This window comes from Sphingomonas degradans, assembly GCF_053502645.1.
The window spans coordinates 1,307,723-1,333,651 of sequence record NZ_CP177172.1 but is presented as its reverse complement, the minus strand read 5'-3'; the positions used below and the strand labels follow the sequence as shown (position 1 = coordinate 1,333,651).

17 protein-coding genes are annotated in these 25,929 nt (G+C 66.9%); 9 read left to right on the top strand and 8 right to left on the bottom strand.

Annotated elements, in window-relative coordinates:
• Positions 1 to 93: 93 nt before the first annotated feature.
• Positions 94 to 1,101 (bottom strand): cupin-like domain-containing protein, encoded by a 1,008-nt coding sequence (locus ACG3SL_RS05890; protein WP_448665077.1) that lies wholly within the window; start codon positions 1,099 to 1,101, stop codon positions 94 to 96.
• 17 nt (positions 1,102 to 1,118) lie between these two features.
• Positions 1,119 to 1,808: a SapC family protein gene (locus tag ACG3SL_RS05885; RefSeq protein ID WP_448664208.1), complete on the bottom strand. Its 690-nt coding sequence runs from the start codon at positions 1,806 to 1,808 to the stop codon at positions 1,119 to 1,121.
• Positions 1,809 to 2,140: 332 nt separating this feature from the next.
• Between ACG3SL_RS05885 and ACG3SL_RS05880 the strand changes: the two genes are divergently transcribed.
• The 3 genes from ACG3SL_RS05880 to ACG3SL_RS05870 all read left to right on the top strand — a co-directional run bounded on the left by ACG3SL_RS05880 (position 2,141) and on the right by ACG3SL_RS05870 (position 9,380).
• Positions 2,141 to 5,029 (top strand): TonB-dependent receptor, encoded by a 2,889-nt coding sequence (locus ACG3SL_RS05880; RefSeq protein WP_448664207.1) that lies wholly within the window; start codon positions 2,141 to 2,143, stop codon positions 5,027 to 5,029.
• A 65-nt stretch (positions 5,030 to 5,094) separates the two neighbouring features.
• Positions 5,095 to 6,639 (top strand): tryptophan halogenase family protein, encoded by a 1,545-nt coding sequence (locus ACG3SL_RS05875; RefSeq protein ID WP_448664206.1) that lies wholly within the window; start codon positions 5,095 to 5,097, stop codon positions 6,637 to 6,639.
• Between the two features lie 32 nt (positions 6,640 to 6,671).
• Positions 6,672 to 9,380, top strand: coding sequence for a glycoside hydrolase family 3 C-terminal domain-containing protein (locus ACG3SL_RS05870; RefSeq protein WP_448664205.1), 2,709 nt, complete (start codon positions 6,672 to 6,674; stop codon positions 9,378 to 9,380).
• Positions 9,381 to 9,420: 40 nt separating this feature from the next.
• Here ACG3SL_RS05870 and ACG3SL_RS05865 read toward each other — a convergent pair whose 3' ends face one another.
• Positions 9,421 to 11,778 (bottom strand): glycoside hydrolase family 95 protein, encoded by a 2,358-nt coding sequence (locus tag ACG3SL_RS05865; protein ID WP_448664204.1) that lies wholly within the window; start codon positions 11,776 to 11,778, stop codon positions 9,421 to 9,423.
• 172 nt (positions 11,779 to 11,950) lie between these two features.
• Here ACG3SL_RS05865 and ACG3SL_RS05860 point away from each other — a divergent pair, with 172 nt between their 5' ends.
• From ACG3SL_RS05860 to ACG3SL_RS05840, 5 genes are all read left to right on the top strand, one after another.
• Entirely contained in the window at positions 11,951 to 13,090 is a 1,140-nt protein-coding gene (locus ACG3SL_RS05860; protein WP_448664203.1) for an aldose epimerase family protein, read from the top strand.
• 19 nt (positions 13,091 to 13,109) lie between these two features.
• Positions 13,110 to 14,912, top strand: coding sequence for an IlvD/Edd family dehydratase (locus ACG3SL_RS05855; RefSeq protein WP_448664202.1), 1,803 nt, complete (start codon positions 13,110 to 13,112; stop codon positions 14,910 to 14,912).
• Between the two features lie 65 nt (positions 14,913 to 14,977).
• Positions 14,978 to 16,918 carry a sialate O-acetylesterase gene (locus ACG3SL_RS05850; RefSeq protein WP_448664201.1) on the top strand — a complete coding sequence of 647 codons (1,941 nt, stop codon included), beginning with the start codon at positions 14,978 to 14,980 and terminating at the stop codon, positions 16,916 to 16,918.
• A 271-nt stretch (positions 16,919 to 17,189) separates the two neighbouring features.
• Entirely contained in the window at positions 17,190 to 19,274 is a 2,085-nt protein-coding gene (locus tag ACG3SL_RS05845; protein WP_448664200.1) for an outer membrane protein assembly factor BamB family protein, read from the top strand.
• Positions 19,275 to 19,300: 26 nt separating this feature from the next.
• Entirely contained in the window at positions 19,301 to 19,759 is a 459-nt protein-coding gene (locus tag ACG3SL_RS05840; RefSeq protein ID WP_448664199.1) for a c-type cytochrome, read from the top strand.
• 45 nt (positions 19,760 to 19,804) lie between these two features.
• Here the strand turns inward: ACG3SL_RS05840 and ACG3SL_RS05835 are convergent, their stop codons facing one another.
• The 5 genes from ACG3SL_RS05835 to ACG3SL_RS05815 are packed head-to-tail and all read right to left on the bottom strand — an operon-like array spanning position 19,805 to position 24,453.
• Positions 19,805 to 20,821 (bottom strand): SMP-30/gluconolactonase/LRE family protein, encoded by a 1,017-nt coding sequence (locus tag ACG3SL_RS05835; protein WP_448664198.1) that lies wholly within the window; start codon positions 20,819 to 20,821, stop codon positions 19,805 to 19,807.
• Between the two features lie 4 nt (positions 20,822 to 20,825).
• Positions 20,826 to 21,260 (bottom strand): hypothetical protein, encoded by a 435-nt coding sequence (locus ACG3SL_RS05830; protein ID WP_448664197.1) that lies wholly within the window; start codon positions 21,258 to 21,260, stop codon positions 20,826 to 20,828.
• 22 nt (positions 21,261 to 21,282) lie between these two features.
• The gene (locus ACG3SL_RS05825) at positions 21,283 to 21,594 is read right to left on the bottom strand and encodes a c-type cytochrome (protein ID WP_448664196.1); all 312 of its coding nucleotides are present in this window, start codon (positions 21,592 to 21,594) and stop codon (positions 21,283 to 21,285) included.
• A gap of 37 nt (positions 21,595 to 21,631) precedes the next feature.
• Complete coding sequence (locus ACG3SL_RS05820) at positions 21,632 to 23,533, bottom strand: pyrroloquinoline quinone-dependent dehydrogenase (protein ID WP_448664195.1); 1,902 nt, start codon at positions 23,531 to 23,533, stop codon at positions 21,632 to 21,634.
• Positions 23,533 to 24,453: a cupin domain-containing protein gene (locus ACG3SL_RS05815; RefSeq protein ID WP_448664194.1), complete on the bottom strand. Its 921-nt coding sequence runs from the start codon at positions 24,451 to 24,453 to the stop codon at positions 23,533 to 23,535. Before ACG3SL_RS05815 ends, ACG3SL_RS05820 begins: the two co-directional genes overlap by 1 nt.
• Before the next feature lie 153 nt (positions 24,454 to 24,606).
• Between ACG3SL_RS05815 and ACG3SL_RS05810 the strand changes: the two genes are divergently transcribed.
• On the top strand, positions 24,607 to 25,917 hold the full coding sequence (locus ACG3SL_RS05810; RefSeq protein ID WP_448664193.1) for an MFS transporter: 1,311 nt from the start codon (positions 24,607 to 24,609) through the stop codon (positions 25,915 to 25,917).
• Positions 25,918 to 25,929 lie beyond the last annotated feature (12 nt).

Genomic DNA, 25,929 nt, shown 5'->3' with positions numbered 1-25,929 from the left:
GCTGGCATCCGCCTTACTACTGATTTCGCTGCGAATTATCTACAGAGCCCACTTCTCGCCCTGCCAGCATTTAGGCCGAGTAAACCCTGCCCCTCATCCCCCGCGCAGCAATTGCATCACAAGCGCGCGGATGCGCCCGTAATTCTGGCGCAGCGGCCCCAATATCCCGTGCCGGCTTTCGGGCAGGTGCGCGAGCGGATGCCCGTCCGGCCGGAACACATAATGGTCGAACAGCGCCGCCCATGCCGCACGTTCGGGCGCCGGGCGCTCGGCAACGGCGATCATCGCCAGCATCATCGCGGTATAGGGAGCATCGGGGCCCGCGCTGAACGCATCCCACCAGTAATTGACCAGGATGTTGACCGGCGCCGTCGCCTCCACCTGATGCCACCACAGCTTGGGCAGATAGAGCGCGTCGCCCGGCTCCAGATCGACTACCAGCGCGCGCGTCCGCGCCGCCTCGAACCGGGGATAGCGCGGATCCCCCACCGGCGCCCCCGCCGCCAGGCTCACCGGGCGCCCCGCCATCGTGAAGTCGATCGGCCCGACATACAGGTCACGCACCGCATCGGGCGGATACAGCGTGAACCGACGCCGCCCCGCGACGACGCAGGCGACATTGTCATAGGTGTCGTTATGGCACGCCACCTGCGATGCGTTGCCCAGCCACAGGCGCGGCGCCACCTCGGGCGGCAGCGCCGGCGTGCGGTTCTCCTCCGCGAAGCCGGGCAGGAAGATCGCGGTCTCCAGCGATCCCATGTACCAGCTGGGCCGCGCGGGATCGGCGGCGCTGGCCAGAATATGGTCGAGCGCGCCCAACACATCGGCGCGCACGCGATCGAAGTTGAAGCCCTCCAGCCCCTCGGCATAGCTGTACCGCCCGGCAATCGACGGATCGCCGACAAAAGCCTCGGCCTGCGCACCATTGGCGAAGCGCGCGATATAGTCGCGTAAGGCCGAGGGCGAGGTGCCGGCGGCGCGCACCACCGGCCAGTCCCCACACGCGCCGCGGAACAACACCGGCAGGCAGGGGCTCGCGACTTCGCTGTAGAACCGCGCGCGGTCGAGGAGCGCGCCGGGGTCGCCCTCACGCACCGGCATCGGGGGCTCGCCCTCGGTCACAACGGCGCCGTCAGCCGTTCGTTGCGGCGGCGCGCCAGGACAGAGACCTGGTTGAGCGAATAACTCATACATATCACCGCTTCGAGATAGCCCGATCGGAACAGCGCGACGACGTCCGAATCGTCCAGATCGTTCAGCGCGTCGCGACTGACGGTGTACAGCCCTTCGAGCGTCAGCGCCGCGCCGTCGTCGAACTGGAGCGATATATCCACCGGCTCGATCAAGTTGAGGCGCAGTAATGCCTGGATGAAGCTGCGAGTCGCATCGACTCCCACCGATAGCTGCGCCATCGTGCGCTGCACCTTGCGGAGTGCATTGCTCGGCGTACCGTCCGCCTCGAACAGCGCGACCGCCGCCCCCGCCGCAAAGCGGGGATGCGCGGGGTCGATGGCGAGATTGTCCTCGACCATGAAAAATCCCTGGCGTTGCAGGTCCAGCGGCTGGAACGCCGCCCGCCCCTGCGCCGCGCCGTCGACCAGCGTTTCTCCAGGTTGGAAGCCGAACATTGCACCGGCATAGAATTCGCCGTTAACCGGGCTCTTGGCGAAAAAAATCGGGCAACTACTTGCAGCGGCTGGAAACTCTCCAACCGTTATCATCACGAAATGGGGATGCGCGACGCCGGAATCGATACGCATCTGCACGGCGCGGTGCACTTCGGTGTTCAGTATTTCAAGCTGCTGCATGCATCCATCCCCTTGTTTGCGCCCAATCTGCGCGGTGCCAGCCCCCGGAACAAGCCCGCCCATGCCCGGGCCATCGCCTTCCGGACCCGCAAGTGCGGGAAATTTGCCACATGTTCCGGCCTTTTTTTACGCCGACAAATTATTCTTGATAGCGCTAACTTCGAGCAGTACGCTTGCCCCAGACCGAGCAATAGACTTCGGATTCGAGAGGATGTTTGCGCGCACCGAACGAGCATTTCGGGCGCCTCGAAATCTGTGAGCACGGTTTGAACCAGGGTGGACACGGGGGAAATCGCCCGGCCATCCGCTCGACCTGAGGGGGCCTGAACGACATGATCGTCACCATACCGATCGACACCAAATTCCGCGGCAGCAAGCTGCTGCTCGCGGCCGCATCGAGCGCGATTGCGCTCTCCATCGCGACGCCTGCGGCTGCGCAGGACGCCGCACCCACCACCGTGGCGCCGCAGGACGAGGAAATCATCGTCACCGGCATCCGCGCCTCGCTCCAGCGCAACCTGGACATCAAGCGGGAATCGTCGGGCGTCGTCGACGTCATCTCGGCGGAAGACATCGGCAAGTTCCCGGATTCGAACGTCGCATCCGCGCTTCAGCGCCTGCCCGGCGTCGCGATCCAGCGCTCCGGCTCGCGCGGCGACGCCACCGGCGTCAGCATCCGCGGCTTCGGCGGCGACTTCGTCCGCACACTGAACGATGGCCGCCAGCTCTCGACCGCAACCGGCGGGCGCGGGGTGGACTTCACGACGGTGGGCGCGGACTTTGTCGGCCGGCTGAGCGTGTACAAGACGCCCGATGTCGAACTGTCGACCAGCGCGATCGGCGGCACGATCGACATTTCGCTGCCCAAGCCGCTGGATCGCGACGGCTTCGTCCTCGCCGCGTCGGCTTCGGGCTCGATCCAGTCGCGCGACAAGGGCATCGTCCCCACCGGCGGCCTGTTGCTGTCGAACACCTTTGCCGACGGCACAATCGGCGTGCTGGGCAGCGTCGCCTATTCGCGGCGCGACACCGAATCGAACCAGGTGTTCATCCCCGGCTGGATCGGCCAGCAGGGCGGCGGCCGACTGGGCCTCTATAGCTGCCAGCTCACCGCCACGTGCACGCCCGCGCAGATGACCGATGCCAATCGCACCGGCACCGCCACCTGGGCACCGCAGCAGCAGGGTATCAATCAGCAGTCGACTCAGGACAAGCGCATCGACGGTCGTATCGCCGTGCAGTGGCAGCCGAGCGACGACATCCTGCTGACAATCGACGATAATTACAGCCGCCAGACCGTCTCCAGCCAGACCTATGGCTATGCGGCGTGGTTCAACGGCAGCGACCTGCGCAACGTCAAGGTCGACTCCAATGGCACAGTCGTCGACTTCAACCAGTTCGGCACGCCGATGGACTTCAACGCCAATCGGTCGAGCAACGTCTATGAATCGAACCAGGTCGGCGCGAACCTCAAGATCGACCTGGCGGAGCATCTGAAGTTCGAGGCGGACGCCGCCTTTGCACGCGCCACCCGCAACCCGGGCGGCGGCGGCTATAACGACAGCATGGACATCGGCTATGGCGGCACCAATGGCGCCACCACGGTGCTGGGCGCCAACACCGGCGTCACCATCCTGGGGCCGAGCAAGGATTACGTTCCGCAAATCCATGATGTCGGCCCGGCGGGCAATGTCAGCCGCTTCCTGGACACGACGGTGGTCGGCTCGCACGTGATCGTTCGCGGCACCAATTACAATTACGACACGCTGCGCCAATTCCGGGGCGCCATCGGCTGGGAAAAGGACGGCTTCATGGCGAAGCTGGGCGGCCAGTATATCGACGATACGCTGTACCAGCAGAACGACAGCACCTTCACGAACGGCGTGTTCGCCAGCCGTTCGGGCTATGGCACTTGCTCGGGCCGCACCGGCGGTTCGTCGGGCGGCATCTGCCCGCTGCCGGCGGGCGTGTACCAGGGGACGGTCAGCACCAGCGGCTTCATCCCGGGATATTCGGGCAATCTGGCGCCGGGCTTCTTCGTGTATGACCCCTATGCCGTCTACAAGCTGCTTGAGGCGAGCGGCGGATCGGTGGCGCCGTCGCTCGATCCGGGCAGCAAGCTGAAGGTGCACGAAAAGACCTGGGCGATCTGGTTCAAGACCAAGTTCGAAGCCGAGATCGCCGGGATGCCGTTCACGGTGGCAGCGGGCATCCGCAACGAAACCACCAACCTGGAAACGCAGGCCGTGGGCCGCCGCGTGCTCGGCCTCTCGATCCCCGCAGGCGATCCCACGCTGATCCAGCCCAACCCGGCGCTGGGTCCGAACAAGGACGGCTATTCGGCAACGACCGATATTTCGCGCAAATCGAACTATAGCTATCTGCTGCCCAGCATCGATGCGAAGCTCCAGATCACGCCGAACCTCGTTCTGCGCGCGGACGCGTCGCGCACGTTGACTCGCCCCGCGCTCGCCAATCTGCGTCCCACGGTCACGCTCGGGACGCTGCGCGTGGGCAGCCTTTCGGCAAGCGGCGGCAACCCCGATCTGAAGCCGTATCTGTCCGATAACTTCGATCTGGGCATGGAATGGTATTACCAGCCCAACTCGTACTTCGCCGTGAACGCCTATATGAAGCACATCACCAACTTCATCGTTGGCGGCGTGACGCGGGGCCCGATCGACGGCGTGATCGATCCGAGCACCGGCCAGACCGCGGTGTTCAGCATCAATGCCCAGATCAACGGGCCCGAGGCGACGGTGAAGGGCGTCGAAGTGGCGTTGCAGCATGTGTTCGGCAACAGCGGCTTCGGCTTCAGCGCCAACGCCACGCTGCCGAGCACCAACCGCAACTATGACGCGTCCAATGTCTCGGGTGGCAGCTTCACGATCACCGGGCTTGCCAAGTCGGCGAATTTCGTCGGTTTCTACGACAAGAACGGCTTCCAGATCCGTGGTGCGGTGAACTGGCGCGACGAATATCTGTCGGGGCTGGGCCAGGGCCAGGGCGGCGTCTATGGCGCCGAGCCGGTCTATGTCGATGCGCAGATCCAGATCGACGCATCGGCCAGCTATGACATCACGAAGCAGTTCACGGTCTTCGGCGAAGTCACCAACATCAACAATTCGACCTACAGCACGCACGGGCGCTTCAGCAACCAGGCGCTGGATATCTGGTCCTATGGTCGCCGCTTCACCGGCGGTGTCCGCTTCCGCTACTGATACCCTGACCTGACCGGGGCCGCCTGCTACAGCTGGCGGCCCCGGCTTTTTATTCGCAGGTTCCGATGGTTTCTCCTGTCCGCAATATCGTTATCGTCGGCGGTGGTACTGCCGGATGGCTTACCGCGGGCATCATCGCCGCGCGGCATAAGGGCCGCATTCCCCATAATTTCACGGTCACGCTGGTCGAATCACCCAACGTGCCGATCATCGGCGTCGGCGAAGGCACCTGGCCGACGCTGCGCTCAACCCTAAAGAAGATCGGGATTTCGGAGACCGATTTCTTCCGCGAATGCGACGCCTCGTTCAAGCAGGGCGCCCGCTTCGCCCGCTGGACCACCGGCGCGCCCGACGATGGCTATTACCACCCGCTGATGCTCCCGCAGGGGTTCGCCCAGGTCAATCTGGTGCCCCACTGGCTGCACGACGGACAAGGCGCGAGCTTTTGCGACACCGTCTGCCCCCAGGGCCGCATCTGCGACGATGGCCTCGCGCCCAAGGCGATCACCACGCCCGAATATGAAGGCGCGGCGAACTACGCCTATCATCTCGACGCGGGCAAATTCGCTCCCTTCCTCCAGCGGCATTGCTGCGAGAAGCTGGGGGTGCGCCACTTGCTGGCTGACGTGCAAAGCGTCAACCTCGCCGACAATGGCGATATCCGCAGCATCACCACCGAACAGGCGGGCGAGATCGAAGGCGACCTGTTCGTCGACTGCACAGGATTCAAATCGCTGTTGCTGGGCGAGACGCTGGGCGTGCCGTTCAAGCCGTGCGGCGACGTGCTGTTCTGCGATTCCGCGCTGGCGGTGCAGGTTCCGTATGACAGCGAAGACAGTCCGATCGCGTCGCACACGATCTCCACGGCGCAATCCTCGGGCTGGATCTGGGACATCGGCCTGCCCACGCGGCGGGGCACTGGCCATGTCTATTCGAGCAGCCATATCTCCGACGACGAGGCCGAGCGCGAGCTGCGCGCCTATCTGGGCGTCGGGGACCGCGACCTGTCGGTGCGCAAGATCAGCATCCGATCGGGCCACCGCGAGATTTTCTGGAAGCGCAATTGCGTAGCCGTCGGCCTTGCCGCCGGGTTCCTCGAACCGCTCGAGGCATCGGCGATCGTGCTGATCGAGCTGTCCGCCAAGCTCATCGCCGAGCAGATGCCGGCGTGCCGCGAAGTGATGGACGTGCTCGCCGCGCGCTTCAACGCGACCACCCAATATCGCTGGGGCCGCATCATCGACTTCCTCAAGCTCCATTATGTGCTGACCCAGCGCGACGACAGCGACTTCTGGCGCGACAATCTGCGCGCGGAGTCGATCCCCGACCGGCTCCAGGACCTGTTGCTGCTGTGGCGCTATCAATCGCCCTGGTTCCATGACGAGTTCGACCGGATCGAGGAAGTCTTCCCCGCCGCGAGCTATCAATATGTCCTGTACGGCATGGGCTTCCGCACCGAAGTCGATCCCGATGCCGTCGCGGTCGATGCGCGGGCGGCTGCGCGCGCGGTCCGCGAAAATGCCGCCCATACCGAGCGGCTGCGCGCCGGATTGCCCGGGCATCGCGCGCTGATCCGCAAGATCGTCGAGCACGGGCTCCAGCCGATCTGAACCACCTGCCTGCTTCACCGAGGGGACCAAGAATGACCAAGCGATCGCCGCGCGCCACGATGCGCCGCCTGTTGATGCTTGCCGGCGCCGCGCTGGTCTGCGCGCCGCTGGCCGCGCAACAGGCTCCGGACCAGCCCAAGGGCACCGTATCGCCCGACCGCGTGCAGGCCGATCGCATCGCCGCCGACCTGGTTGCCAAGATGACGCTGGACGAGAAGCTGGACCAGCTTCTGAACGTGGCCCCCGCAATCGAGCGTCTGAACATCCCGGCCTATAACTGGTGGACCGAATCGCTGCACGGCGCGCTGGGCGCGCTGCCGACCACCAACTTCCCCGAGCCGATCGGCCTCGCCGCCACGTTCGACGCGCCGCTGGTCGGCGATGTCGCGGGAACGATCAGCGCCGAAGTGCGCGCGCTCCACGATCTGTCGCGCGAGACGGGGCGGCTGGGCCGGATCGGCACCGGGCTGGACACCTGGTCCCCCAACATCAACATCTTCCGCGATCCGCGCTGGGGGCGCGGCCAGGAAACCTATGGTGAGGACCCCTATCTCGCCGCGCGGATGGGCGTGTCGTTCGTCCAGGGGATGCAGGGGCCCAACCCCGACCTGCCCAACGTGATCGCCACGCCCAAGCATTTCGCGGTGCACAGCGGCCCGGAATCGACGCGCCACAGCGCCAATGTGTTCGTCTCGCGCCACGACCTGGAGGACACCTACCTCCCCGCCTTCCGCGCCGCGATCGTCGAGGGCGGCGCGGGTTCGGTGATGTGCGCCTATAACCGGATCGACGGCCAGCCGGCCTGCGCCAGCGACCTGCTGCTCAAGGAGCATCTGCGCGGCGCATGGGGCTTTACCGGCTATGTCGTGTCCGATTGCGATGCCGTGAAGGACATCAGCGACAACCACAAATACGCCCCTGACGCCGCCGCCGCCGTCGCCGCTGCCCTGCGCGCAGGCGTGGACAATGAATGCAACGGCGCGACGCTGAGCGACACCGCCGGGCTTGGCGAACGCTATCGCGAGGCGTTGCAGCGCGGGCTCATCAGCCAGGAGGATATTGATCGCACGCTCGTCCGCCTGTTCTCCGCGCGCTATCGCGTCGGCGACCTGCCGGGGATACGCACCCCCGAGGCGAAGGCCGCCCCAGCCGCGCGCATCGGCACCCCCTCCAACGGCACGCTGGCGCTGACCGCTGCGGAAAGGAGCCTCGTGCTGCTCAAGAATGACGGCACCCTGCCCCTGCGCCCCGGCCTGCGCATCGCCGTGATCGGCCCGCTGGGCGACGCAACCCGCGTGCTGCGCGGCAATTACTCCTCGGCGCTGTCCGCCCCGCCGATTTCGGTGGTGGACGGGCTGAAGCGCGCCATGCCCTCCGCGAAGGTGACGCATGTGCCGTTCGGCCAATCGTTCACCGATGGCGACCGCGTGCCCACCGCCGCGCTGCGCACGCCGGACGGAAAGCCCGGCCTGCTCGCCCGCTATTACAATCCCGTAGAGACGCCGCCCAAGCGGTTCGCCCCCGGCACGTTCGGGCCCGCGGTGGCAAAGATGCGCTATGCCGATGCGCCGGTCGTCACCCGCACCGAAGCCGATGTCGCCGCGCGCAGCCTGGACCTGGGGCAGGTGTCGGATCACCACCGCGTCGTCTGGACCGGCTTCCTCGTGCCGCCGGAGACGGGCAACTATCGGCTGGGCATCACCGGCTTCAATGGCGAGATGAAGCTCGACGGCAAACCCTTTGCCGATCTGCGCAAATCCGGCTGGGGCGCGCTGCCGACGCTCAAGACCATCCGGCTGGAAAAGGGCAAACGCTACCCGATCGAGATCACCTCGGAATCGCACGGCCTGTCGGGCATCGACCTGGTGTGGAAGCGCGTCTCGACCGACGCCGATGCCGAGATGAAGGCGGCGGCGGCGCAGGCCGACGTGCTGGTCGCCGTGGTCGGGCTGACATCGGACATGGAAGCCGAGGAATCGCCGGTCGAAATCCCCGGCTTCAAGGGCGGCGACAAGACCACGCTCGACCTGCCGCCGGACCAGATCGCGATGCTGGAAAAGGCGAAGGCCACGGGCAAGCCGATCGTGCTGGTCGCGATGAACGGCAGCCCGATCAACCTCGCCTGGGCCAAGGACAATGCGGCGGCGGTGGTGGAGGCCTGGTATCCCGGCCAGTCGGGCGGGCTGGCGATCGCCAATGTCCTGTCGGGCAAGGTCAACCCCGCCGGGCGCCTGCCGCTGACCTTCTACAAGAGCATCGACGACCTGCCGCCCTTTGGCGATTATGCGATGACCGGGCGCACCTATCGCTACTTCACCGGCACCCCGGTTTATCCGTTCGGCTATGGCCTCAGCTACACGAGTTTCAGCTACACGCCGCTCAAGGTCGAGCCGGTGCGCGGCGACGCGGCGCAGGGCCTGCGCGTGACGACGCAAGTGCGCAACACCGGCAGCCGCGCCGGAGACGAAGTGGCGCAGCTGTACCTGAACTTCCCCGCCGATCCCGGCGTACCGCGCATCGCCCTGCGCGGGTTCCAGCGGATGACGCTCAAGCCCGGCGAGACGCGGACGGTGCGGTTCGACCTCTCGCCGCGCGACCTGAGCGCGGTGACGGTGGCGGGCGAGCGTCAGGTGATGGCCGGTGCCTATCGCGTCTCGGTCGGCTCGGGCCAGCCCGATACCGGGGTGCCGGCGCAATCCGCGCCCTTCACCGTGAAGCAGCCGCTGGCGCTGCCCAAATAAGCCCGTCGCCCCGTCCGCACGGCGCGGACGGGGCGCGGCTCTATCGCGCCAACTCGGGGCCCGTCAGCCGGACCGGCTTGCCCGGCTTCAGCGCCACCGTCACGGCGTGCTTGCCCAGCCGGACCGTGCGGGTGGCAGCAATGCCGCTGGTCAGCGTCGCCGTGGCAAGCGCCCCGTCGCGCCACGCCAGATCGACTCGGCACGCCCCCCGCGCGCGCAGGCCGGTGATCGAGCCGGCCCGCCACACGGCGGGCAGCGCGGGCAGCAGCAGGATCATGTCCCCTCGGCTCTGCATCAGCATCTCCGCAATCGCGGCGGCGCCGCCGAAATTGCCGTCGATCTGGAACGGCGGATGCGCGTCGAACATGTTGGGATAGGTACGCCCCGGCCCCAACAGGAAGCGCAGGATGCGATGCGCATGATCCCCGTCGCCCAGGCGCGCCCACAGGTTCGCACGCCATGCCGTTGCCCAGCCGGTGGATTCGTCGCCGCGCAATTCCAGCGATCGCCGCGCCGCCGCCGCCAGCGCGGGCGTGTCGTCCAGATTGATCTGGTGGCTGGGGTACAGGCCGTACAGATGCGAGACATGGCGATGCTGCGGCTCGGGCGCGGCGGCGTCCCAATCCTCCTGCCATTCCTGCAACTGCCCCTGCGCGCCGATCTTGTCAGGTGCCAGCCGGGCGCGCAGGCCCTGTATCTGGCTGGCGAATGCCGCATCGGTCTCCAGGATCGCGGCGGCCCGCGCGGTCAGATCGAACAGGTCGCGCAATATCTGCATATCCATCGCCGGCCCGGCACAGATCGACGCGCCCTTGGGGTGCGCGTTCTCAGGCGAGAGCGACGGATTGGTCACCAGCGCGCCGGTGCGCGGATCGGGTTGCAGCACATCGACGAAGAACAGCGCGGCACCGCGCATCAGCGGATAGACCGACCGCAGGAAGGCGAGGTCGCGGCCATGGTCGTACCGATCCCACAAATGGGTGCACAGCCACGCGCCGCCCAGCGGCCACAGCCCCCATTGCGGCCCGTCGATCGGCGCGGTCGCACGCCACAGATCGGTGTTGTGATGCGCCACCCATCCGCGCGCGCCATACATGTCGCGGGCCGTCCGCGCCCCGCTTTCGGCCAGCTCGCGCACCATCCACACCAGCGGCTCGGTACATTCGGCCAGCGCCGTGGGCTCGGCGGGCCAGTAGTTCATCTCGGTATTGATGTTGATCGTGTATTTGGAATCCCAGGGCGGGCGCACGCTGTCGTTCCAGATACCCTGAAGGTTCGCCGGCTGGCTGCCCGCGCGCGAGGAGCAGATCAGCAGATAGCGGGCATAGCGGAAATACAGCGCGGCCAGCGCCGGGTCGTCGCTCGTCTCGCTGGTACGGATGCGTTCGTCGGTGGGTCGATCGGCGGCGGCGGTAGTGCCCAGGTCGATCGCAACGCGGCGATACAGCGCGCGGTGGGCAGCGGCGGTATCGGCGGCGATCCGCGCAAAGGACATGGCCGATGCCTTGGCGATCTGTGCGCGCGTCGTCGCGGTCGGATCGCCACTGACATCGTCGTAGCGCCGATAGCTGGTCGCCATCGCGATGAGCAACGTCACCCGATCGGCACCGCGCACCGCGACGCGCCCCTGCGCCGCCGTAACCGTCCCGCCCGTCGCCAGCACGCGCACCCGCGCCTCGAAGCGCAGCGCGCCGGCAATGCCCTTGGCCGCAAGGTTGGTCCCCGCCAGCACGAGTTGGTCGCCGCTCGCCGTGACGCTTGCCGGCTGCGGCGACGTCATCGACACGTCCAGGTCGATCGCCCGGGCACGATCCGCCTCCAGATGGACCGCGATCACCTGCTGCTCGGGCGACGCGACCACGCGCCGCGTGAACACCCCCCTGGCGGTCTCGAAACGCGTCGTCGCCAGCGCGGCGTCGAGATCGAGTTCGCGGTGATACCCCTCGGCGCGCTCGCCCGTGACGCCGGGCATGTCCAGCACCAGTTCGCCCACGGTCTGGTACGGCATCTGCTGCAGCGGCTTGGCCATCAGCTTGGCGCTCGCCAGCGCCTGCGCCGCGGCATAGTCGCCCGCGAAGATCAGGCGGCGCACTTCGGGCAATGCCGCGCGCGCCTCGCTATTGACCGGGTTATACGGCCCCCCGCCCCACAGCGTGTCTTCGTTGAGCTGGATGCGCTCGTGCGCGGTTCCGCCGAACACCATCGCCCCGATCCGCCCGTTACCAACCGGCAGCGCCTCGACCCATTCGCGCGCTGGCTGGCGATACCACAGCCGATCCTGCGCGGGTGCCGGCCGTCTATCCGTGGGCTCGGCATGGCTCGTTACCGAGAGCGCGGCGGCTGCGCCCACCGCCCCACCGATCATCGCGCGCCGTGTGACTCCTTTGGCGTCGGTCATCCTTGCTCTCCCTCTCACGCGACCATTTGCGGCGCGTTTTGCCGTTCGGATGCGAAGGGGCATCCTTCTGCATCGGCGGGCTTGCTCTTCGCTTTCTAGTCGGAGTATTGACGACCCGCGACGGCGTCAACGTGCCCGGCGAGAATCAGATAAGACGAGGGAGGAAGCTTTCATGAAACGGTGGATCATCATGGGGCTTGCCGCCGCCGGGATCGCCCAGTCACCCGCGCAGGCAGCAGACGCACAGCGCGCCGCGTTCGGCGCACTCGCCGATGGCCGCGCGGTGGAGGCAGTCACGCTGTCGAATGCCAAGGGCATGCGCGCGACGATCATCAGCTATGGCGCGATCCTCCAGTCGCTGATCGTCCCCGACAGCAAAGGCAAGGCAGAGGAAGTAACCCTCGGCTATACCGACATGAAGGGCTATCTGAAGGCGCCCAATTATTTCGGCGCGACCGTGGGCCGCTATGCCAACCGGATCAAGGGCGGCGCCTTCTCGATCGATGGCACCAGCTATGCGCTGGCGCACAATAACGGCCCCAACGCTTTGCACGGCGGCCGGCAGGGTTTCGACAAGCGACTGTGGACGATCGCGAAGATCACCAACGGCGCCACCGCCAGCGTGGTCCTGACCTATACCAGCGCCGATGGCGAGGAAGGCTATCCGGGCGCGCTCACCGTGACGGCGACCTATTCGCTCAACGAGCAGAACGAATTGTCGGTCGAATACAAGGCGACCACGTCCAAGCCCACGATCGTCAACATCACCAACCACAGCTTCTTCAACCTCGCCGGGGAAGCATCGCAGCGGGGCATCTACGACCATGTGCTCACCATTCCCGCCGAGACGACCACCCCGGTGGACGCCACGCTGATCCCCACCGGCGAACTGCGCCCGGTGCAGGGCACCCCGTTCGATTTCCGCAAGCCGACGCCGATCGGCGCGCGCATCCGCGACGGGCGCGATCCGCAGATCGTGTTCGGACAGGGCTATGACGAGAATTTCGTGATCGCCCGCACCGTTTCCGCCGAGCCCCGGCTGCACGCGCGCGTCGAAGATCCGTCGACGGGCCGCGTGATGGAAGTGCTGTCCAACCAGCCCGGCGTCCAGCTCTATACCGGGAATTTCCTCGACGGGACGGCGATCGGCCGCTCCGGCCTTGCCTATCGGCAGGGCGACGCGCTCGCGCTCGAGCCCCAGCTCTTCCCGGATACGCCCAACCAGCCGGCATTCGGCTCGGCGCGGCTGAACCCGGGCGAGACCTATCGCAACCTCATCGTCTACCGCTTCTCGACTGCCGCGGCACACTGAAGCTCAACAAGGCCCCTTCATGACCGATTCCCCCACCGCTCCCGCCAAGCTTCGTAGCCGCGCGTGGTTCAACAATCCCGAAAACATCGACATGACAGCGCTGTATCTGGAGCGCTATCTGAACTTCGGGCTGAGCCTGGAGGAGCTGCGATCGGGCAAACCGATCATCGGCATCGCCCAGACGGGATCGGACCTGAGCCCGTGCAACCGGCATCATCTGGTGCTGGCGGAACGGGTGCGCGAGGGGATTCGGGAAGCGGGCGGCATCGCGCTGGAATTTCCGGTCCACCCGATCCAGGAAACCGGCAAGCGCCCGACGGCGGGGCTGGACCGCAACCTCGCTTATCTGGGGCTGGTCGAGGCCATTTATGGCTATCCGCTCGACGGCGTGGTGCTGACCACGGGCTGTGACAAGACCACGCCGGCGCTGCTGATGGCGGCGGCGACGGTGAACATCCCCGCCATCGCGCTGTCGGTGGGGCCGATGCTCAACGGCTGGCACAAGGGCGAGCGCACGGGTTCCGGCACGATCGTGTGGAAAGCGCGTGAGATGCTGGCCGCGGGCGAGATCGACGATGACGGCTTCATCAAGCTCGTTGCCTCCTCGGCCCCGTCGACCGGCTATTGCAACACGATGGGCACCGCGACGACGATGAACAGCCTGGCCGAAGCGCTGGGCATGATGCTGCCTGGATCGGCGGCCATCCCGGCGCCGTATCGCGATCGCCAGGAAGTGGCGTACCGCACCGGGCTGCGCATCGTCGAGATGGTGGCGGAGGACCTGAAGCCGTCCGACATCATGACGCGCGAGGCATTCCTGAACGCGATCGTGATCAACTCCGCGATCGGCGGATCGACCAACGCGCCGATCCATCTGGCGGCAATCGCCCGCCATGTCGGCGCCGAATTGGACCTGACCGACTGGCAGACCCATGGCCATGACGTGCCGCTGCTGGTCAACCTCCAGCCCGCCGGCGAATATCTGGGCGAGGATTATTACCGGGCGGGCGGCGTGCCGGCAGTGGTCAACCAGCTGATGGGCCAGGGGCTGATCCACGAAAGCGCGATGACCGTGAACGGCCGCACGATGGGCGAGAATTGCCGCGACGCCGAGATCGAGGACGAAAAGGTCATCCGCCGGTTTGACGCGCCGCTGGTCGAGCGTGCTGGCTTCGTGGTGCTCAAGGGCAACCTGTTCGACGCCGCGATCATGAAGACCAGCGTGATCGGCGCCGAATTCCGCGACCGCTATCTGTCCAACCCCGACGATCCCGAAGCGTTCGAGGGGCCGGCGGTCGTGTTCGACGGGCCCGAGGATTATCACCACCGCATCGACGATCCGTCGCTGGGCATCACGCCGGAGACGCTGTTGTTCATGCGCGGCGCGGGGCCGATCGGCTATCCCGGCGCGGCGGAAGTCGTGAACATGCGCCCGCCCGCCTATCTGATCCGCGAAGGCATCCATGCCCTGCCCTGCATCGGCGATGGCCGCCAGTCGGGCACGTCGGGCTCGCCCTCGATCCTCAATGCCTCGCCCGAGGCGGCGGCGAATGGCGGGCTGGCGCTGCTGCAAACCGGCGACCGCGTGCGCATCGACCTGGGGCGCGGCACGGCGGACGTGCTGATTTCGGACGAGGAACTGGCGGCACGGCGGCAGGCCCTGCTGGATGCGGGCGGCTATCCCTATCCGGCGTCGCAGACTCCGTGGCAGGAAATCCAGCGCTCGCTGACCGGCCAACTGAACACGGGTGCTATCCTGGAAGGCGCGGAAAAGTACCAGCGGATCGCCCAGACGATGGGGCTGCCGCGCGACAACCATTAAGGCAGGAAAGCGCCGGAAACTGGGGCCGCACCGGCAAAAGCCGGGCGGCGCGACATGGGGAGGATATGTCCGCGATGACGAAGGTGCACGCACTTGCCGCACTTGCCCTGGCCTGTTCGCTGGCGCCCGCCGCCTGGGCGGCGCCGCGACTGGACGGGGTGATAACCGATCACGGCGTGCTGCAGCGCGATCGCCCGATCCTTGTCGCGGGTTCCGCCGAGCCGGGGGAGACCATCACCATCATGCTGGCCGGCAAGACCGCCAGCGCGGTGGCGGGTCGCGATGGTCGTTTCCGCGCCACGCTGGCCGCGCTCCCCGCCGGCGGGCCGTATGAGATGGTGGTGGCGGCACCCAGCGGGCTGCTGACGATCCGCGATCTGCTGATCGGCGATGTCTATCTCTGCTCGGGCCAGAGCAATATGGAGATGTCGGTCGAGCGGTCGCAGAACAGTTTCCAGGCGTTTGGCGCGGCGGACGATCAATTGCGCCTGCTCACCGTGCCCAAGGCGACGGCGTTCACGCCCCGCACCGGCTTCGACCGGCAACCGGTCTGGGCAGCCGCCAGCCCCGCCAGCGTCGCGCCGTTCTCCGCCGCGTGCTTCTACATGGTGCAGGACCTGCGCAAGACGGCCAAGGTGCCGATCGGCGCGATCCATTCCAGCTGGGGCGGATCGCGCATCTCGGCCTGGCTCGACGAACCCGGCCTGCGCGCCGCGGGCATGGGCGGCGATGTCGACATGCTGCGCCTCTATGCCCGCGACACGCTGGCCGGCAACCGGGCCGCCAGCGCGGTGTGGGAGGCATGGTGGCGCAAGCAATCGGGTGACCAGCCGGGGCGCGAACCCTGGAACGACGGCACGGCGCTCGCGTGGCAGCCGGTGCCCCGGATCGGCTATTTCGGCAATTGGGGCGTGCCCGAACTCGCCAGCTATATCGGCATGCTGTGGTTCCGCACCGAAGTGACGCTGACCGCCGAACAGGCGAAGCAGAGCGCGATCGTGTCGCTGGGCCCGGTCGACGACGCCGATCGCACCTGGATCAATGGCAAGCCCGTGGGCGGCAGCAGCAACGGATCGATGCCGCGCACCTATCTGGTGCCGCCGGGCACGCTGGTCGCCGGGCGTAATGTCATCACGGTCAACGCCGACAATGTCTATGCCAATGGCGGCATGGGCGGCCCGGCAGAGGCGATGAAGCTGAGCTTCGCCGACGGGAGCAGCGTGCCGCTGGGCAGCGGCTGGCGCTATGCGATGGCGGGCCGCCCCAAGACCAACGCGCCGCGCGCGGCATGGGACGACATCAACGGTGCGGGCACGCTCTACAACGCGATGATCGCGCCGCTGGGCTCGACCGCGCTGGCGGGGGTCGCCTGGTATCAGGGGGAGTCCGACACCGACCTGCCCGGCTATGACCGCCGCCTCGCCGCACTGATGCAGGACTGGCGGCGCCAGTCGGGCGTCGCTGACCTGCCCTTCGCCATCGTCCAGCTCTCCGCCTATGGCGCACCCGCCACCAGCCCGCGCGAAAGCGGCTGGGCGAACGTCCGCAACATCCAGCGCACCAGCGCCGAGGCCGATGGCCACGCCGCCATCGCCGTGACGCTCGATCTGGGCGACCCGCTCGACATTCATCCGGGCGAGAAGCACGAAGTCGGCCGCCGGCTGGCGCGGGCGATGCGCGGGATAGGCGGGGCCGCTGCGCCTTCAGGCCCGCGCTTCCAGAGCGTTACGCGCGGCGCGGACGGATCGGTGACGATCCGCTTCGCCGACGTGACCGGCGCACTGGCAACGCGCAGCGCCGCGCAGGCAATCGGTTTCGAGCTATGCGATACTGCCCCCGGCACCTGCCGTTATGCGGCGGGAGCCGTCGCGGGCGCTGCGGTCACGCTGCCCCCGGACGGCAAGCCGGCGACGCGCGTGCGCTATGGCTGGGCGGACTATCCGGTGGTCAATCTGTTCGACGACGCGGGGCTGCCGGCGGGCCCGTTCGAGGCGCCCCTCCCTTAATGTGGTGACGCTGCAATATCCTATAGGATAGATGATTTTGCTGTGCTAGCAGAGTCGTAAGGCACCAAGCCTTCCCGCAACGACGGGGGTGCACCGCCAGGCACGGTGCGAGGGAGAGAAGATGTCGGAGGATCGCATGCGCATCGCCGAACCACGAACGCGCTGCGCGCCCGCGCGGCGCGGCGCGTGCTGTCCCCTCGCTTCCACGCCCTGCCCCGCCCCCGCCTTCGCGGAATAAGACGACAGGCTCAGGAAGAGGACGGCACGCTCGATGGTGAGGCTCTCTAGGCGGGATTTCGTATCGACGACGGCAATGGCGCTGCTGATGGCAGGCGGCGCGCGCGCACGCGTGTTCAGACCAGGCGCGGCGCCGCCCGCCGACACCGAGTGGCGGCATTATGCGGCGGACCAGGCGAACACCCGCTATGCGCCGCTGGACCAGATCAACGCGAGCAATTTCAACGACCTCGAAGTCGCCTGGCGCTTCAAGACCGACGCACTCGGCCCGCGCAAGGAATATCAGTTCGAGGCCACGCCGCTGTGCGTCAAGGGCCGGCTGTTCCTCACCGCCGGCGCGCGGCGCGATTGCATCGCGCTGGATGCCGCCACCGGCGAGATGCTGTGGATGCACCGCCTGGACGAAGGCGAGCGGGCCCGCAACGCGCCGCGCCAGCTTTCCGGCCATGGCTGTTCCTATTGGACCGACGGCACGATCGAGCGCGTGCTGTACGTCACCACCGGCTATCAGTTGATTTCGCTGGATGCCGCCACCGGCATCCCCGATCCCGCCTTCGGCACCAACGGCATCGTCGATCTGAAGCGCGATCTCGACCAGAATGTCGATCCCGTCACCGGCGACATCGGGCTGCATTCGACGCCGCTGATCGTCAACGACATCGCCGTGGTCGGCGCCGCGCACAGCTCGGGCGACGTGCCCGCGACGCGGATGAACGTGAAGGGCTATGTCCGCGGGTTCGATGTGCGCACGGGCAAACGCATCTGGATCTTCCACACCATCCCGCGCAAGGGCGAGTTCGGCTATGAGACCTGGCTGGAAGGCCATGCCGAAGAGGCCGGGAATGGCGGCGTCTGGGCGCAGATGTCGGCGGACGAGGAACTGGGGCTGGTCTATCTGCCGGTTGAGCTGCCCACCGGCGACGAGATGGGCCTGTATCGCCATGGCAACGCGCTGTACGGCGAATCCCTTGTCGCCGTGGACGTGAAGACCGGCCTGCGGCGCTGGCATTACCAATTCGTCCATCACGGCCTGTGGGACAATGACGTGCCCTGCGCGCCGATCCTGTGCGACATCCCGGTCAAGGGCAAGATGGTCAAGGCGCTGGCCCAGCCGACCAAGCAGGCGTTCCTGTTCGTGCTCAACCGCGAGACCGGCAAGCCGATCTGGCCGATCGTCGAGCGCAAGGTGCCAAAGGGCGACGTGCCGGGCGAATGGTATTCGCCCACCCAGCCCTTTCCCACCAAGCCGCCGGCCTATGACAACCAGGGCGTCCTGCCCGAAAGCCTCATCGACTTCACGCCCGAGCTGCATGCCGAGGCGCTGGAGTTGATCAAGAACTACACCACCGGCCCGCTGTATACGCCGCCGATGCTGAGCAAGCCCGAAAAGCCCTGGGGGACGCTGTCGTCGCCGGGGCTACAGGGCGGCACCAACTGGCCGGGCGGGTCCTATGACCCGGACAGCCATATCGTCTATGTCTATTCCAAGAACACGGTGTCGCTGGTCGGGATCGTGCCCAACACCGATCCCAAGGTGTCGGACTTTGCCTATGTCCACGGCGTCACCGGCTTCACGCCGCAGGCACAGCGCGCGATGGGCGCCGGGTTCGACGGGCCCCCGCCCAATTTCCCGCGCCCCCAGCCCGGCGCCAAGGGCCCCCGCCCCGGCATGTTGAATGTGCAGGGCCTGCCCCTGCTCAAGCCGCCCTATGGCAGCATCACTGCGATCGACCTGACCAAGGGCGACATCGCCTGGCGCATCGCCCATGGCGAGACGCCGGACAATGTCCGAAACCACCCCGCGCTCAAGGGGCTGAAGATCCCCCGAACCGGGCGCGAAGGCAATCTGGGGCCGATGACCACCAAATCGCTGGTGATCTGTGGCGAAGCCGGCTTCTTCACCAACGAACAGGGCGTGCGCGGCGCAATGCTGCGCGCCTATGACAAGTCGACCGGCGAGGAGAAGGGCGCGGTGTACATGCCCGCACCGCAAAGCGGATCGCCGATGACCTATATGCTCGGCGGACGTCAGTATATCGTCGTCGCGATCGGCGGCGGCAACTATAGCGGTGAGTTGCTGGCATTCAGGTTGCCGAAAGACGCATTGCCACAGAACTAAAAAGATCGGGTTGGGAGTAGCGATCAATGCCTACCGGAATTTACAAGCGCCTGGCACTGGGCGCCGGCGTCGCGACACTGGCAATGTCGGGGCTGGTCGCCGCCGGCTCGCGGGCACAGGGCGTCGCCAAGACGGTGTGGGACGGGCTGTACACCGCCGACCAGGCGGGGCGCGGCAAGGAAACCTATACCGCGCGGTGCGCCGCCTGCCACGGCCCGTCGCTGGGCGGGGGCGATTCCGCGCCGCCGCTGTCGGGCCCGGCATTCCTCAACAACTGGAACGGCACGACCTCTGCCGATCTGTTCAACCGCATCCACGATACGATGCCGGTGGACGAACCCGGCAGCCTGAGCGGCAAGCAGGTCAGCGAGATCCAGGCCTATATCTATCAGGCGAACGGCTTTCCCGCCGGCGCCGCTGCGCTTCCCAACGATCCACAGATGATGGGCGGGGCCAAGATTCTCGCGCAGAAGCCGGGGCAGTAAGCGAACGCGGGCGGCGGATTGCCGCCGCCCGCGACGCTCCCCCGATCAGCGCCGATACAGCGGCATCTGCCCGGCAATGCGGGTGTGCAGCCGATACACGCTCTTCGATGCCGTGATGTACACGGTGCGCCCGTCCTCGGCGAAGGCCAGGTTGGCCGCAGTTTCGGGCAGCCGGATCTGCCCCAGCACCTTGCCCGCAGGCGTGATGATACGGATGCCGCCGGGGCCCGTCGTCCAGATATTGCCCGCGCTGTCGACCTTCATCCCGTCCGGCCCGCCGGGACCGCTCGGCTTGGGATATTCGATCAGCATCCGCCCGTTCGAGACGGTGCCATCCTTGGCCACGTCCCACGCCTTCACATACATCTGCGACCCGAAGTTCGACACGTACAGCGTCTTGCCATCAGGCGAAAAGGCGATGCCATTGGGCAGCGTCAGGTCGGTGATGACCGGGGTCAGCGTGCCGTTTGCATAGCGCCACACGGCATTATACGGCAGCTGCTTGCCCGGATCGGCGTCCATCTTGGGCAGGCCGAACGGCGGATCGGTGAACCACAGCGCGCCATCGGGCGCAAAGACCAGGTCGTTGGGGCTGTTGATTGCCTTGCCCTGATACGCGGTGATGAACGGCTGGGGCCGCAATTGCGCGTCGAGCCGCACGATCTTGCGCCCGCCCTGCTGGACCAGCAGCACGCTGCCGTCCTTGTCGGTCGCCATCGCGTTGGAGCCGAGATAGCTGCCCTCCGGGAAGGGATCGAGCCCGCCGGCATGGGCGATCAGCACCTCGGTCTTGCCGTCGGGCGACAGCGCATAGACCTTGTCGTCGCTCAGGTCGGAGAACCACAGCCGCCCCTCGCGCCACATCGGGCCTTCGACGAACTTGAAGCCGGTGGCGACGCGCTCGATCACGGTGCCCGGCGCGATCACGGCGTCGAGGCCCGGATCGAGGCGGGCGATTTCGGTCGGCCGGGCGGCGCCGGTCTGGGCGAGAGCCGGCACAGCGGCGGCGACACCGGCCAGCAACAGCGCCCAGGGGGCGATCCGGGAAACGATCCGCGCCATCGCCTCAGACCGCGTCTGTCAGCAGGACCAGATAGTCCTTGTTGAGCACCGTGTTCTCGATCAGCGGCCAAACCTCCTGGTGGATGTCCGAATGCACCCACCCCTGCCGCTGCTCCTCGCTCTCATAGGTAAGCTGGAAGCGATAGTTGATCCCCGCCGCCGGCGCCGGTCCACCCTGGATCACGGTGCGCAGCTTGAGCATCTTGAGGTCCAGGAACCCGCGGCCCTTGAACGTCTCCGCCGCCGGCTTAAACCGCTTGTGAAACGCATCGAGCATTTCCTGCTCGCGCTTCGGATCGATCGCCAGGTCGCAATACAGCACGATCGGCTTTCGCGCCTGTGCCGGGGCCGCGCGTACGGCGCCGGGCAGCGCCATGCCAGCGGCACCCGCAACGCCGGCGCCGGCCGCCGCCTTCAACAATGCTCTACGGTCCATCATCCCCTCCTCTTGTGCATGTTCTTCAGTGCGTAGCGCCCGCTGCATGGGCGGGCTCGGCGGGCAGGTTCTTCGCCAGATACGCCGTCAGCGTCGCCGCTTCCTCGGGCGAGACTTCGGCGCCCCGCCCGGCCATCTGCTGGATGGTCGCCGCCCAGTCGTCGGCGCTCTTGCGCTTGGCCGTGATCGTGGTCAGCGTGTGGCACGAGACACAGGCCTGGTTGAGCAGATCCAGCGCCGGCCCCGGCGGCAGCGGGCTCGCCGGCGCAGTCTGGCCACCATAGGCCACCCCCGCCGCCATCAGCATCGCCGCGCCCGCCACGGCCACTTTACCCATATTCCGCATCCGCACGCTCCCACACGCGGCCACCCGTTCAGGGCAGCGCATAGACAATCACTTCGTCGCTGTTCACCGGCGCGTTGCCGAACCCGCCGGTCGCGACCACTGCCAGATATTGCTTCCCGTCCGCGCCCGCGAAGGTCATCGGCGTGCCATAGTTCGACGCGGGCAGCTTTGCCGCCCACAGCTCGCGCCCGGTGCGCGTCTCGAAAGCGCGGATGCGGCTGTCGTCGGTCGCGCCGATGAAAGTCAGCCCGGTGGCCGTGACGATCGGCCCGCCGGCGCTCACGCGCCCGGTGTTGCGCTTGCCCTCGGGCAGCTCGTCGCTGACGCCGAGCACGCTCTGCCACACGATCTTGCCGCTGCTGACGTCGACCGCGCTCAGCTGGCCCCAGGGCGGCGCCTGGCACGGCATCTTGGTAACCGGATCCCAGAAATAGACATAGCCGTTCTTCATGTTCCACGAACCGTCGGGCTGCTGCGCAAGCTGTTGCGGCGACGCGAGGGCATTGGTGTTGACCACGTACAGCCCCGACTTCGGATCGAACGCCCCGCCACCCCAGTCGGACCCGCCCAGGCTGCCCGGGAAGAACGCCACGGCGGAGTCCGCGCGCAGCGGCTGGAACATCTTGCTCTCGACGATCTGCATGTCGGCGATCAGCTTCTCGCAGCGCGCCCGCGATTCCGGCGTGACGTTGCCCAGATCCTTCGTGCTGAACGACAGCCGCGACAGCGGTGCCGGCGCGACCGGCATCGGCTGGGTCGGCCAGGGCTGCTCGCCGGGAATATCGGTGTCGGTGGGCACCGGCACTTCCTTGACGTCGAACAGCGGCTTGCCGGTCACCCGATCGAGGACGAACAGGATCGCCATCTTGTTCATCACCGCGATCGCCGGGATCGTCTTGCCCCCGCGCTTGACGTCGACCAGCGTGGCCGAGGGCAGGTCTAGGTCCCAGATGTCGTGGTGCACCGTCTGGAAATGCCAGCGATACTTGCCCGTGGCCGCATCGACCGCGACGATCGAATTGCCGAACAGATTCTGGCCCTTGCGGTCCCCGCCCCAGCGATCGAAGGTCGGCGCGCCGAGCGGCATGTACAGCAGCCCGCGCTTCTGATCGACGACCAGGAACGTCCAGACGTTTACGCCGGAGCGCTTCTGCCAGCTATCGCCTTCCCAGGTGCCGAAGCCCGGCTCGCCCGGACGCGGTACGGTGTGGAACGTCCAGACGAGCTTGCCGGTGTGCGCGTCCCAGGCGCGCACGTCGCCCGCCGCACCGATCGTCGGCATTTCCTGCACCCGCGATCCGGTGATCACCAGATTCTTGAACACGATCGGCGGCGAACTCATCCCCAGCGGCGCGCGCGGGTTGCCGTTCATCACTTCGGGCGTCTTCATGTCGACCACGCCGTCGGTCCCGAACCCGGCAACCGGCTTGCCCGTCGCGGCATCCAGCGCGATCAGCTTGCCCGATCGCGTGCCGAACAGGATTTCGGGCGGGGCATCCTTGGTCCCCGGCCAATATTCCACGCCCCGCGTCGATGCCTGATCGCGCGCAGGGAGCGCGTAGCTCCAGCGCTCCTTGCCCGTCGCGGTGTCGATCGCGACTACCCGGCCATAGGGCGTGGGGACGTACATCACCCCCTTGATGACGATCGGCGTCGCTTCGGACGGGGCCATGCCGGTCCAGACCGGTCCGCCCTGTTCCGGGTTGGGCATCCCCGGCGGACGCTGCATCACATAGCCTTCGGGCTTCATGTGATAGGTCCAGGCGACTTTCAGCGACGTGACGTTCGCCGGCGTGATCTGGGTCAGCGGGGAAAAGCGCATGCCGCCCGGATCGCGGCCATAGCTGGGCCAGTCGCCCGCCGGCTGCGCCTGTGCAGCCCCCGCAGCGGCCAGCATCGTGGCACAGGCAAAAAATAACCGTGATTTCATTATCTCGCCCCGCGTGGTGGATTGCTTGCTTTCATGAAGGCGGCCTTGGCGGCCAGGTCGCGCGCGACGCCGATCACCATCAGCTCGAGCGGCGCAGTGCCGGTGGCGCGCAGCGCATGGGTCTGGCCCAGATCGACCGGGACCGCGTCGCCAGCGCGAATCGTCGCGCTTTCGCCGCCCAGGTCGATGCGCCCCTCGCCCGACACCACGTAATAGACTTCGCTCATGTCGGGCCGCGTCACGGCGCCGAACGACGCGCCAACCGGGATCATCAAGTGATCGACAAACGACCAGGGCGTCGAGAACACGGTCGGCCCCAGTGCGCGGCGCCATTGCACCGTCCCCTCGCCGCCCTCCATCCCCGCGACCGGGCGAAGCAGCGCGCGGTCCAGCCGCATCGTCATGAACTGCGGGATCGGGTCCAGCGCCACGCCGACGCGCGGGTCGTTAAGGTCGAAATTGTCATAGGCCTTGGTCAGCCCGACATTGATGTTCAGCCACTGCATCGGCTTGTCGGTCGGGTTGTAGATGCCATGCGCATGGCCCAGCCGATCGGGGGCCCCCGCCGGCCCCGCGACTCGCGAGGTGCGGCCGTCGATCGTATATTCGGCATCGCCGTCGAGGATGACGAACATCTCCTCGCAATTATTGTGGAAATGCTGGCCGATACCGCTGCGCGGCGCGATCACGCCGCGATGGATGAAGATCAGGTTGGTGCTCAGCGCATCGGCGCCCAGCAGCGGCGCGAACGCCATCGATCCCGCCCCGCCATGTACCGATTCGAGGTTTCGGAAGCGCGCCGGATCGGTATGGCCGATTCGTGCGGCCAGCGGCTTCGGAGCCGGACTCTCCTGCGCCCGCGCGGGCGCCATGGTGAGCAGCGGCGCGCACAAGGCGCACGCGAGCAAGCGCTTTTTCAAACAATCCTCCCTGGCTTTCCTCCCTTCAACGGCGAACCGAGGAGAGGCATTGTTCTTTGCCGTTGCGAGTGTTAGCAGCGTCCAATATCATATACAATATGATCCGGCGCACTTTCCTGCGGCGGCAAAAAGATAAGTCTGGGAGAAGAGCCGATGCGCGATCCGCGCCCCACCCGCGTCCGTGTGACGCTGATCTTCATGCTGTTTTTGCTCAGCGCGATCGCATTCCTCGATCGCACCAACATCTCGGTCGCGGGCGTCCAGATGCGCCAGGAATATGGGATCGACCAGATTCACCTGGGTTGGGTCTTCTCGGCCTTCCTGATCGGCTATGCGGCGTTTCAGGTGCCGGCAGGCTGGCTGGCCGGACGCTACGGCCCGCGCAAGGTGCTGACGCTGGGCGTCGTCTGGTGGGGCGTGTTCACGGCACTGACCGCCGCGGTGTCGCCGGCCCTCGGCAACACCGTGCTGCAACTGGTGGTGGTGCGGATGCTGCTCGGCGCGGGAGAGGCGATCATCTACCCGGCAGGCAACCAGTTCCTCGCGCGGTGGATCCCGATCCAGGAGCGCGGCAAGGCCAATGGGCTGATCTTCGCGGGCGTCGGCGCGGGCGCGGGCCTCACCCCGCCGCTGATTACCGCGATCATCGCGTTCGGCGGGTGGCGGCTGTCCTTCTATGTCTGCGCGCTGATCGGCATCGTCGCGGGGCTTGCATGGTACGTGCTCGCGCGCGACCGGCCTGAGGAACATGCCGGCGTATCCGATGCCGAGCTGGCGCATATCCGCGCGGGCCTGCCCGAAATCGTCGGCGTGCGCCCGGCGACGCCCTGGGGCGCTATCCTGTCCAGCAAGGACGTATGGGCGCTGTTCGTCAGCTATTTCGCGTTCGGCTATGTCATCTGGCTCTTTTTCAGCTGGTTCTTCATCTACCTCGCCGAAGCGCGCGGGCTCGATCTCAAATCCAGCGCGCTGTACAGCATGATGCCGTTCATCGGCATGACGCTGTGCTGTCTCGCGGGCGGCGTCATCAACGATCGCGTCGCGAAGTCGCACGGGCTGTTCTGGGGCCGCTGCGGCATCGCGATGCTGGGCTTCGCGATCACCGCCGCCTTCCTGCTGATCGGTTCGCAGGTACAGGGAACCGCGCTGGCGGTGACCGTGCTCGCCGGCGGCGCAGGGGCGATCTATCTCGCGCAAAGCTCGTTCTGGTCGGTCACTGCCGACATTGCCGGGCCGCATACCGGGGTCGTCTCCGGCTTCATGAACATGGGGTGCCAGATCGGCGGGGCGATCACGGCGTCGCTGACCCCGTGGATCGCCGCCAATTATGGCTGGACGGCTGCATTCGCGACGGCGGCGGTGTTCGCCGTGATCGGCGCCGTCACCTGGGCCTTCGTCAATCCGCGCACGCTGATCGTGCGCGACCGCGCCGCGCCGCTGCGCACCGAACAAGCGGTTGCCTGAACCACCCGGCGC